Genomic DNA, 11,874 nt, shown 5'->3' on the forward strand with positions numbered 1-11,874 from the left:
GTGCATTTTCACGCTATTTGGCGTATTCAATCTCCGTTTCATTCATTAATTCCCCTTCGTTGCATCTAAATCTGTGATTTAGATCACAGATTGGGAACGTTCCCATTGAGAGAAAAATAAAAATGCGTAAGATACGCACGAACATTTTTTAGACGAAAGGAAAAATTATGGCAAAGAAAATTCATCCTCAATATATTACCCAATTAATCCAGTTAATTGGTGGGAAAGAGAATATTGCCACAGCGAGCCATTGCATCACGCGTTTACGTTTCGTGTTAAATCAACCTGAAATTGCTGATGTGAAAGGCATTGAAGCGTTGCCTATGGTGAAAGGCTGCTTTACCAATGCTGGGCAATTTCAAGTGGTGATTGGGCCTGAAGTGGATCTTTATTACCAAGAATTGCTCAAACAAACGCAAATTTCTGAGGCAAATAAAGAGCAAGCGAAAATCGCTGCACGCCAAAATATGAAATGGTATGAACAATTTATCTCACATTTTGCGGAGATCTTTATTCCTCTTTTACCTGCCTTAATTAGCGGAGGGTTGATTTTAGGTTTCCGCAATGTAATTGGGGATATTCCAATGTTTGACGGCAAAACCTTGGTGCAAACACACCCAATGTGGGCAACTATCCATTCTTTCCTATGGTTAATTGGTGAGGCGATTTTCTTCTATTTACCAGTGGGAATTTGTTGGTCCACCGTAAAAAAAATGGGAGGCTCACCCATTTTGGGGATCGTGCTTGGGGTAACCTTGGTTTCACCACAATTAATGAATTCTTACGAACTTGGCTCAAAAATTCCTGAAATGTGGGATTTCGGTTGGTTCGCTATTGATAAAGTGGGTTACCAAGCGCAAGTTATTCCATCAATTATGGCGGGGTTAGCCTTAGGCTGGATCGAAACGCGCTTACGTCGCATTGTGCCAGCTTCATTGAATTTAGTGATTGTGCCTGTTACCTCGTTAATTATCACCGTATTCCTTGCGCATTCTATTATCGGCCCTATTGGTCGTGAAATCGGTAATGGCGTGGCTTATGTCGTCCGCGCAGGATTAACAGGCAGTTTCGCGCCAATCGGTGCAACGTTATTTGGCTTTCTTTATGCTCCATTAGTTATCACGGGGGTTCATCAAACTACCCTCGCCATTGATATGCAAATGATTCAAAATATTGGAGGCACGCCCGTATGGCCAATGATTGCCCTTTCAAATATCGCACAAGCGTCTGCGGTGTTAGCCATTGTAATTGTAAGCAAAAAAGCCAATGAACGTGAAATTTCTGTGCCAGCAACCATTTCTGCTTACCTAGGTGTTACCGAGCCTGCAATGTATGGGATCAACTTGAAATACCGTTTCCCTATGCTTTGTGCAATGATCGGCTCAGCTTGTGCAGGTCTAATTTGTGGCTTAAATGGCGTGCTGGCAAACAGTATTGGTGTGGGTGGTTTACCCGGCATTCTTTCCATTCAATTACCATTCTGGGGTGTGTTTGCCTTTGCGATGGTGGTTGCCGTGGTTGTGCCACTCATTTTAACAATGATCGTGTATAAACGTCGTGCTGCCAATGGCACACTTCCACAATAACAGCGAGGCAAAAATGATAGAAAAAAATACCGCACTTTCTCACCCTCAATGGTGGAAAAACGGCGTAATTTATCAAATTTATCCAAAAAGTTTCCAAGATACCACCGGCAATGGCATTGGTGATTTACAAGGCATTATTCAGCGCTTAGATTATTTACAAAAACTGGGCATAGATGCCATTTGGATCACGCCAATTTATGTGTCGCCTCAAGTAGATAATGGCTATGATGTGGCAGATTATTGTGCCATCGATCCCATTTACGGCACAATGCAAGATTTTGAGCAACTGGTTTTTCAAGCGCATCAACGTCATATCCGTATTATTATGGATATGGTGTTTAATCACACTTCAACGGAACATCAATGGTTCAAAGCGGCACAAGATCCACAAAGCCCTTATCACCAATTTTATATTTGGCGAGGGGATGATGCCACTACCCCACCAAATAACTGGCGTTCTAAATTTGGTGGCAACGCATGGAAATGGAATGAACGCGTGGGCAAACATTATTTACACCTTTTCGCCACAGAGCAAGCAGATCTGAATTGGGAAAATCCACAAGTGCGGTCAGAATTACAAAAAATTTGTCATTTTTGGGCAGACAAAGGCGTAGATGGGTTACGTTTAGATGTCATTAATCTGGTTTCCAAGCAACAAGATTTTCCTGATGATAATCAAGGTGATGGACGTCGTTTCTATACCGATGGCCCACGCATCCACGAATTTATGCAAGAATTAAGTCGCGAAGTGTTCCAACCTCGTAACTTAATGACAGTGGGTGAAATGTCCTCCACCCGCCTTGAGCATTGTCAGCAATATGCCAATCAGCAAGGTTCAGAATTATCAATGACCTTTAATTTCCATCATTTGAAAGTGGATTATCCAAATGGTGAAAAATGGACACTCGCCAAACCTGATTTTGTGGAATTAAAACAAATTTTTAATTATTGGCAACAAGGAATGCACGGCAAAGCGTGGAATGCACTATTTTGGTGTAACCACGATCAACCACGCATTGTTTCGCGTTTTGGTGATGAAGGCAAATGGCATCAACAATCAGCCAAAATGCTAGCAATGGTATTACACGGAATGGAAGGCACGCCTTATATTTATCAAGGTGAAGAAATTGGAATGATTAATCCAAACTTCTCGAAAATTGAGCAATATTGTGATGTAGAAAGCCTGAATATGTTCGCTGAACTGCGTGAACAAGGAATGGATGAAAACCTATTAATAAAAATTCTGGCACAAAAATCTCGCGATAATAGCCGCACACCAATGCAATGGAATAATGGCACTTACTGCGGGTTCAGCCAAGTTGAACCTTGGATTGGTGTTGGACAAACAGAGATTAACGTAGAACAGGCTTTGGCTGATGAACAATCGGTATTTTATACTTATCAACGCTTAATCGCCTTACGCAAACAATATCCAATTTTCATTGAAGGAAACTACCAAGATCTCAATCCAACTTCACCAAACCTATGGACTTATTTGCGTGAAAGTGCGGATGAAAAATTGTTAGTTTTAGCCAATTTAAGTAACGAGCCACAACACATTAAACTGCCGGAAAACTTGGCAAACCAGCAATGGATATTACTTGAAAATAGCCATATTCAGGTAACTGAACCTCAAGTAACAAGCCAGTTCACACTTGAACCGTTCCAAGGACTGTATTTCTATCAAAAATAAAAATTTGTAGAAAAACTACCGCTCTTTGCTCTGTGCTTGATACCTCAAGTGCAGAGCATTTTTAGAACATTTATTTTGTATTTAAATCCACTTTCTCGCATTGTCGTTTCTTCGTCACTTACTTCATTTTTTGCTACTTAACTGAGATATTCATTACAAATGGTATGCACAGATATTCAAACTTTCTTCGTTATCACTCAGTTATAAGTCTAATTTCCTAAAAAGTCCTCATTCATCCAATGAAGACAAACATAACGAGAAAGAGAAAGGAGAAAAGAAGTGTTGACGTTCAGCACAGATTTAAGTGCAAAGAATAAATAAAAAGGTAAAGAGAGTAGCAAACCCATTTTAAAACCGTTTTAAATCGCTTTAATTTGTTTTAAAAATTTTGGAATGATAAATTGTACCCATAAAAGAAAAAATCGCACAATGTGCGATTTAGGGGCTAAATAGCATTATTTTATCAAACGCTGAAAATAGGCTTGTACGTCCTCTAAAATATCCGCTTCATCTTGTGGGGTTAAAACCAGAAATGGACGAGCTGGGATATTGCTCCCCGGGTGATTAACGGATTTTCGCACAATGCCCCCAAAGCTCAAGGCTTTTTTGGTTACTGCCTTAATCTTATGGGGCTTGGTTTTTCCGCCAAATTGATGAATAGCGGCATAAGCAAAATTCGTGCCAACAATAGCTTCATCATTATCCCAACTGGCGCGAATACTATTACGTAACGCCCCACTATCAATCAAAGGCGAACCATTCGGGCGAGATTTTACCCCCAACCATTTGGGGCGCCCACCTGCCTGAAAGTTTTGATCTACCGCCGATTGCATTGTCCCCGCAATGACACGCATTAAAGGGGCGTTATAACGCACACCTTGGCTTAAGCGTTCCAATAGCTCAAACACTTCTTTTTCGTTGTTGATTTTTATTTCGATCATAATACCCCGTGTGTATTTCGTTTATATCGCCTTATTCTGTTTTTAACGGATAGTCTTCAATAATGCGTAAGCATCTTAAGTATTCACATAGCGCAGTAAAACTGTCAGGGGTTTGCGCTATGTTTTTCAGCAATGCGGCTTTAATCTCATCTTTTTCCTGTAGGCTCAAAGCTAAGGGTAAGTAAGCCTGCCAATTTTTGTCGTTAAGTAATGTTTCCATTGCATCTCCTATTGTCATTAAAAATAAAAAGGGGTATAGTCATCATAGCCACTAGAAAAGCGATGAATCTCCCGATCGCAGCCTGTTTGAATAGCCTCAAAGCTACTTAAATGTGCGAGAGCGTGTGTAGGTGTAGGGAGCCCTACCTAGTGGCTAATTTATAATTTTCCTCGTCTAAATGACTGCACAAAGATTTCCTTTTCTAGCACTTTAATTACGGCTATATAGCTTTTACCATCAATGGTTTTATATAATTCAAAATGCTTCTTCTGTTTTCCTTCCTTAATAAGATCTGGCTGATAGATTAATTCAGGCAATACGGCATATTCTTCCGCCTCAAAGTTTTGCCCCTCTCGACTACTAAACTGCTTAATCAAAGTATCATCAGACAGCCACACGGTTGCCGTTTGGCTAGCGAGTTTGGCTTTATCTTCTGCATTTAGCACCCCAGCAGTAAATTTATATTCACGGCATAGCTGGTTACGGATGGCAGTCAGTTGCGTGCTATTCGGTTTATCACCTAATTTTAATGCCTGTTTAGCGGTATTAAACTCTTTTTCAAATTGCTTAAAATCCCATTTAAAGCCAGTACCACTCATTTCCCGTTTAGTAAATTGGTGAGCGAGTTTTTCGGGGTACAGGTCTAAATTGGGTTTATAACTTGTGCGCCCTACATTGTAATCAAAGCCACGGTCAGTAATCACCCAACGATCTTCATTGACCTTAAACGCCGTGGTTTTCTCGGTTTCTCGTTGGTTAATTTTACGCTCATATTCCACCAATCGCCCTTCACTTTGGCTCACGGTTAAATTACGCCGCTTAATATCCCGCTCGGCAAGGGCAATCACCGTACAACGGCAATTAAAGCCATTAGGCGGGTAAAAGGTGTGCCAGAATGGAGCATCATAGGCATATACTAAACCATTCATTGCGCTATAACTTGGGCGGGTGCGATCATCATTGACGGCACTATATTGCCAATAAGGGCGGTTATCTACATTATCGCGCATTTGTTGATACCACTGAGCAAAATATTCATCCTCAAAAGAGCAATGATTTTGGCGAGTAAATAATTAACAAAAAAGCACCGCACTTAAAATAGCACTCAAATATGACTTATTTGAGTGAATTTTGGGTATTACGCGTAAAAAAGACAGCCCGCTATAAAGGAGAGCAAAAACCAGAGCAAGTAGCCGCTTATCAACATACATTGGAACAATACGATGAATATCAAGCCATTTTATTGATGAAACAGAATTGGATACCTTTTATTACCGCTCTTTTATGCCTAATAAGTGCTAAACGATACCTGCGCACATCATCTGTTGCAGCTCAAATCAAAGAGCAAAATAGCTTAATTACATTCACGATTTATTCAGCTACGATGGATAGGCGTTTATTTGAAGCAGGGTTTGAATGAGTATTGCGACTAATCCGTCAATTACATGATCGACAAATTTGCCACACCAACCTCAACACCCATACTATTTTAGTACAACATTTCGCCACGCCAGAACAAAAATATTGGCTCTTAGAAATGCACAGAAAAATCAGGTAATAGTTGGAAAGCCCAAAATCTAACTAAATTACACCGCTCTTTTAATAAAAAGGGAAATAAACTGGCAATTCAATTTACTCAGCCAGATTGGAATGAAATTTTAGTTGGATATCCTAAATAATTTAGCAGCTATATAAATCCTTTTCTCTTATTTTGAATAAAAATAGAAATTTTTATTTGACCTTGCAAAAAGTGAATTTCAAAAATTTAATAGCCTACTTAGATTTCAAGCCTCTTTTATCTTTTGAGCCATAGAGTGAAAATATCCCTCCTCCCTCCCAAAATAGAAAAACGCCACTGAGTTCCCTCAATGGCGTTCTTCTCTTATTCAAAACCTGGCGGTGCCCTACTCTCACATGGGAAGCTCCCACACTACCATCGGCGTTACAGCGTTTCACTTCTAAGTTCGGCATGGATTTAGGTGGACCCACTGCACTAACGCCGCCAAGATAATTCTTTCGCTTATCTAAAGCTTATCTCTCTTATCTACAGACTTCAAAGCCTTACGCTCTAAAATCCCTACTCTCTCAATCAAAAACAAGCCAAAACCCTTGAGTGTTGTATAGTTAAGCCTCTCGGGCAATTAGTACTGGTTAGCTCAACGGCTCACACCGCTTACACACCCAGCCTATCTACGTCGTAGTCTCCAACAACCCTTACAGCCTTATAGACTGGGAGAACTCATCTTAAGGCAAGTTTCGTGCTTAGATGCTTTCAGCACTTATCTCTTCCGCATTTAGCTACCCAGCAGTGCCTCTGGCGAGACAACTGGTACACCAGTGATGCGTCCACTCCGGTCCTCTCGTACTAGGAGCAGCCCCTCTCAATTCTCCAACGCCCACGGCAGATAGGGACCGAACTGTCTCACGACGTTCTAAACCCAGCTCGCGTACCACTTTAAATGGCGAACAGCCATACCCTTGGGACCTACTTCAGCCCCAGGATGTGATGAGCCGACATCGAGGTGCCAAACACCGCCGTCGATATGAACTCTTGGGCGGTATCAGCCTGTTATCCCCGGAGTACCTTTTATCCGTTGAGCGATGGCCCTTCCATTCAGAACCACCGGATCACTATGACCTGCTTTCGCACCTGCTCGACTTGTCTGTCTCGCAGTTAAGCTTGCTTATACCATTGCACTAACCTGACGATGTCCGACCGTCATTAGCAAACCTTCGTGCTCCTCCGTTACGCTTTGGGAGGAGACCGCCCCAGTCAAACTACCCACCAGACACTGTCCGAACACCCGTTTCAGGCGCTTCGTTAGAACATCAAACGTTAAAGGGTGGTATTTCAACAACGACTCCACGATAACTGGCGTTACCGCTTCATAGTCTCCCACCTATCCTACACATCAAAATTCAAGGTTCAGTGTCAAGCTATAGTAAAGGTTCACGGGGTCTTTCCGTCTAGCCGCGGGTACACCGCATCTTCACGGCGATTTCAATTTCACTGAGTCTCGGGTGGAGACAGCCTGGCCATCATTATGCCATTCGTGCAGGTCGGAACTTACCCGACAAGGAATTTCGCTACCTTAGGACCGTTATAGTTACGGCCGCCGTTTACTGGGGCTTCGATCAGGAGCTTCTCTTTCGATTACACCATCAATTAACCTTCCAGCACCGGGCAGGCATCACACCCTATACGTCCACTTTCGTGTTTGCAGAGTGCTGTGTTTTTAATAAACAGTTGCAGCCAGCTGGTATCTTCGACTGGTTCATGCTCCATTCGCAAAGAACTTCACACTACGCCAGCGCACCTTCTCCCGAAGTTACGGTGCTATTTTGCCTAGTTCCTTCACCCGAGTTCTCTCAAGCGCCTGAGTATTCTCTACCTGACCACCTGTGTCGGTTTTCAGTACGGTTTAGTAAAGCCTGAAGCTTAGTGGCTTTTCCTGGAAGTGTGGTATCAGTTACTTCAGCTCCTTAGAGCCTCGTCATCATCTCTCTGTGTTGACAGTAGACCGGATTTGCCTAGTCTACCCACCTACCAACTTAAACGTACATCTCCAACAGTACGCTAACCTAACCTTCTCCGTCCCCACATCGCAGCTTTACCAAGTACGGGAATATTAACCCGTTTCCCATCGACTACGCTTTTCAGCCTCGCCTTAGGGGCCGACTCACCCTGCCCCGATTAACGTTGGACAGGAACCCTTGGTCTTCCGGCGAACGGGTTTTTCACCCGTTTTATCGTTACTTATGTCAGCATTCGCACTTGTGATACGTCCAGCAAACCTCTCGATTCACCTTCTTCCGCTTACACAACGCTCCCCTACCCAACAATCTTTCGATTGATGCCGCAGCTTCGGTACTATATTTTAGCCCCGTTACATCTTCCGCGCAGGCCGACTCGACTAGTGAGCTATTACGCTTTCTTTAAATGGTGGCTGCTTCTAAGCCAACATCCTAGCTGTCTAAGCCTTCCCACTTCGTTTCCCACTTAATATAGATTTTGGGACCTTAGCTGGCGGTCTGGGTTGTTTCCCTCTCCACGACGGACGTTAGCACCCGCCGTGTGTCTCCTGTGCAGTACTCTTTGGTATTCGGAGTTTGCATCGGTTTGGTAACCCGGGATGGGCCCCTAGCCGAAACAGTGCTCTACCCCCAAAGGTATTCACACAAGGCTCTACCTAAATAGATTTCGGGGAGAACCAGCTATCTCCCGGTTTGATTGGCCTTTCACCCCCAGCCACAGGTCATCCGCTAATTTTTCAACATTAGTCGGTTCGGTCCTCCAGTTAGTGTTACCCAACCTTCAACCTGCCCATGGCTAGATCACCGGGTTTCGGGTCTATACCTTGCAACTAGCCGCCCAGTTAAGACTCGGTTTCCCTTCGGCTCCCTTATTCAGTTAACCTCGCTACAAAATATAAGTCGCTGACCCATTATACAAAAGGTACGCAGTCACCCCAAAGGGCTCCCACTGCTTGTACGTACAGGGTTTCAGGTTCTATTTCACTCCCCTCACCGGGGTTCTTTTCGCCTTTCCTTCACAGTACTGGTTCACTATCGGTCAATCAGGAGTATTTAGCCTTGGAGGATGGTCCCCCCATCTTCAAACAGGATTCCTCGTGTCCCGCCCTACTTCTCGTAAGCTTAGTACCACACGCGATTTTTCAGATACGGGGCTATCACCCTGTTTCGCTTGACTTCCCAGTCAATTCTCCTAAATCACTCGCTATCACTTACTGGCTCCTCCGCTTTCGCTCGCCGCTACTCACAGAATCTCGGTTGATTTCTTTTCCTCGGGGTACTTAGATGTTTCAGTTCTCCCGGTTCGCCTTGTTTACCTAGTTTATTCAGTAAACAATGATAGGTTCTTCACCTATCGGGTTTCCCCATTCGGACATCGTGGGTTAAACGCTTCTTATCAACTCACCCACGCTTTTCGCAGATTAGCACGTCCTTCTTCGCCTCTGATTGCCAAGGCATCCGCCCTGTACGCTTTCTCACTTAACTATACAACCTCAAGGATTTTTTTCCTTAAAGCTATCATCGTCATTCGTTGAGAATCGCTTACTTGCTTTTGTTCAAGTAAGTCTTCTTCTACTCAGACTTCTTCAATTCAGTGATAAACTTTATTATCACCGGCTTGAAAGTCTCTTCAGTTTTCAGCTTGTTTTTACATTGTTAAAGAGCAAATACAATAATACTGATTTTGTGTACTATCATTACTAAATTCTCTGACTAAAATCTATCTTAAGTACACTTACTTAAGACAATCTAAAAGAACTTACTAATGATTTACATCTCATTAAATGATTTGGTGGAGATAAGCGGGATCGAACCGCTGACCTCCTGCGTGCAAGGCAGGCGCTCTCCCAGCTGAGCTATATCCCCAATCATTTCTTCTTCATCACTTGAGTGGTGGGTCTGAGTGGACTTGAACCACCGACCTCACCCTTATCAGGGGTGCGCTCTAACCACCTGAGCTACAGACCCTCAAGGATTCGGGTATTCCTTTGCTTCTCATTGTCTAACATCAATCAACCAATCTGTGTGAACATTCGTCTTCTCTTCGGTAAGGAGGTGATCCAACCGCAGGTTCCCCTACGGTTACCTTGTTACGACTTCACCCCAGTCATGAATCATACCGTGGTAAACGCCCTCCTCTCGGTTAAGCTATCTACTTCTGGTACAACCCACTCCCATGGTGTGACGGGCGGTGTGTACAAGGCCCGGGAACGTATTCACCGCGACATTCTGATTCGCGATTACTAGCGATTCCGACTTCATGGAGTCGAGTTGCAGACTCCAATCCGGACTTAGATGCACTTTCTGAGATTCGCTCACCCTCGCAGGCTCGCTTCCCTCTGTATGCACCATTGTAGCACGTGTGTAGCCCTACTCGTAAGGGCCATGATGACTTGACGTCATCCCCACCTTCCTCCAGTTTATCACTGGCAGTCTCCTTTGAGTTCCCATCTCTACATGCTGGCAACAAAGGATAAGGGTTGCGCTCGTTGCGGGACTTAACCCAACATTTCACAACACGAGCTGACGACAGCCATGCAGCACCTGTCTCAAAGCTCCCGAAGGCACAGTCTTATCTCTAAGACCTTCTTTGGATGTCAAGAGTAGGTAAGGTTCTTCGCGTTGCATCGAATTAAACCACATGCTCCACCGCTTGTGCGGGCCCCCGTCAATTCATTTGAGTTTTAACCTTGCGGCCGTACTCCCCAGGCGGTCGATTTATCACGTTAGCTACGGGCGCCAAGCTCAAAGCCCAACCCCCAAATCGACAGCGTTTACAGCGTGGACTACCAGGGTATCTAATCCTGTTTGCTCCCCACGCTTTCGCACATGAGCGTCAGTATCTCCCCAAGGGGCTGCCTTCGCCTTCGGTATTCCTCCACATCTCTACGCATTTCACCGCTACACGTGGAATTCTACCCCTCCCTAGAGTACTCTAGTAAACCAGTCTGAAATGCAATTCCCAAGTTAAGCTCGGGGATTTCACATCTCACTTAATTTACCGCCTGCGTGCCCTTTACGCCCAGTTATTCCGATTAACGCTCGCACCCTCCGTATTACCGCGGCTGCTGGCACGGAGTTAGCCGGTGCTTCTTCTGTGACTAACGTCAAATCAACGTGCTATTAACACGTCCACCTTCCTCATCACCGAAAGAACTTTACAACCCGAAGGCCTTCTTCATTCACGCGGCATGGCTGCGTCAGGGTTCCCCCCATTGCGCAATATTCCCCACTGCTGCCTCCCGTAGGAGTCTGGGCCGTGTCTCAGTCCCAGTGTGGCTGGTCATCCTCTCAGACCAGCTAGAGATCGCAGGCTTGGTAGGCCTTTACCCCACCAACTACCTAATCCCACTTGGGCTCACCTTATGGCTAGTGGCCTTGCGGTCCCACTACTTTAATCCTCAGATATTACGCGGTGTTAGCCATCGTTTCCAATGGTTATCCCCCTCCATAAAACAGATTCCCAAGCATTACTCACCCGTCCGCCACTCGTCAGCATCGAAAGCAAGCTTTCAACCCGTTACCGTTCGACTTGCATGTGTTAAGCCTGCCGCCAGCGTTCAATCTGAGCCATGATCAAACTCTTCAGTTTAATCTCGCTCAATGAATACATAACGTTATATTCTTTTCGAATTTCAAGTTAAGCATCATTGATTTCTAAATTTTAAATCTTTTTGAAAATCAACGAATGCCCACACAGATTGTCTGATTGATTGTTAAAGAGCAAAAAAGAACGACGCGATTTGTATCATCTTCAGTTCTACAACGTCGCGTCGTTGTGTGCGGCGTATTATAGACATCTCGAAAATCTTTGCAAGTGTTTTTTTGTAAAAATAGTAAAAAAATACAAATTTTTACTAGAATGCCTTAACTAGAACAACTTAAGTAAATAAAAAACTT

The 11,874-nt window shown here is 44.0% G+C and carries 6 protein-coding genes, 2 tRNA genes, 3 rRNA genes and 1 pseudogene; 4 read left to right on the top strand and 8 right to left on the bottom strand.

Annotated features, from left to right (window positions below):
- Positions 1–167: 167 nt before the first annotated feature.
- Positions 168–1,586, top strand: coding sequence for a PTS trehalose transporter subunit IIBC (gene treB, locus L5B90_RS02180; RefSeq protein WP_250364469.1), 1,419 nt, complete (start codon positions 168–170; stop codon positions 1,584–1,586).
- A 13-nt stretch (positions 1,587–1,599) separates the two neighbouring features.
- On the top strand, positions 1,600–3,279 hold the full coding sequence (gene treC / locus L5B90_RS02185) for an alpha,alpha-phosphotrehalase (RefSeq protein WP_250364468.1): 1,680 nt from the start codon (positions 1,600–1,602) through the stop codon (positions 3,277–3,279).
- A 455-nt stretch (positions 3,280–3,734) separates the two neighbouring features.
- On the opposite strand, the gene L5B90_RS02190 is transcribed toward treC, so the two are convergent.
- The 3 genes from L5B90_RS02190 to L5B90_RS02200 all read right to left on the bottom strand — a co-directional run bounded on the left by L5B90_RS02190 (position 3,735) and on the right by L5B90_RS02200 (position 5,450).
- Positions 3,735–4,220, bottom strand: a complete 486-nt coding sequence (locus tag L5B90_RS02190; RefSeq protein WP_250364467.1) for a phage virion morphogenesis protein — start codon at positions 4,218–4,220, stop codon at positions 3,735–3,737.
- Between the two features lie 31 nt (positions 4,221–4,251).
- Entirely contained in the window at positions 4,252–4,440 is a 189-nt protein-coding gene (locus L5B90_RS02195) for a hypothetical protein (RefSeq protein ID WP_250364466.1), read from the bottom strand.
- 158 nt (positions 4,441–4,598) lie between these two features.
- Entirely contained in the window at positions 4,599–5,450 is an 852-nt protein-coding gene (locus L5B90_RS02200; RefSeq protein WP_265762028.1) for a phage minor head protein, read from the bottom strand.
- Between the two features lie 101 nt (positions 5,451–5,551).
- Between L5B90_RS02200 and L5B90_RS02205 the strand changes: the two genes are divergently transcribed.
- On the top strand, positions 5,552–5,860 hold the full coding sequence (locus L5B90_RS02205) for a hypothetical protein (RefSeq protein ID WP_265762029.1): 309 nt from the start codon (positions 5,552–5,554) through the stop codon (positions 5,858–5,860).
- A 3-nt stretch (positions 5,861–5,863) separates the two neighbouring features.
- Positions 5,864–6,119, top strand: a pseudogene (locus tag L5B90_RS11620) (lipopolysaccharide kinase InaA family protein).
- Between the two features lie 212 nt (positions 6,120–6,331).
- Here the strand turns inward: L5B90_RS11620 and rrf are convergent.
- From rrf to L5B90_RS02230, 5 genes are all read right to left on the bottom strand, one after another.
- Positions 6,332–6,447, bottom strand: a 5S ribosomal RNA gene (rrf, locus tag L5B90_RS02210).
- A gap of 113 nt (positions 6,448–6,560) precedes the next feature.
- Positions 6,561–9,459: ribosomal RNA gene (locus tag L5B90_RS02215) — 23S ribosomal RNA — on the bottom strand.
- A gap of 305 nt (positions 9,460–9,764) precedes the next feature.
- Positions 9,765–9,840: transfer RNA gene (locus tag L5B90_RS02220), tRNA-Ala, on the bottom strand.
- 25 nt (positions 9,841–9,865) lie between these two features.
- Positions 9,866–9,942: transfer RNA gene (locus tag L5B90_RS02225), tRNA-Ile, on the bottom strand.
- 80 nt (positions 9,943–10,022) lie between these two features.
- A 16S ribosomal RNA gene (locus L5B90_RS02230) occupies positions 10,023–11,566 on the bottom strand.
- Together the 16S, 23S and 5S rRNA genes with 2 tRNA genes alongside form the textbook arrangement of a ribosomal RNA operon.
- Positions 11,567–11,874: the final 308 nt, after the last annotated feature.

Origin of the sequence: Avibacterium sp. 20-129, from assembly GCF_026226845.1 — a bacterium.
Taxonomy (GTDB): Bacteria; Pseudomonadota; Gammaproteobacteria; order Enterobacterales; family Pasteurellaceae; genus Avibacterium.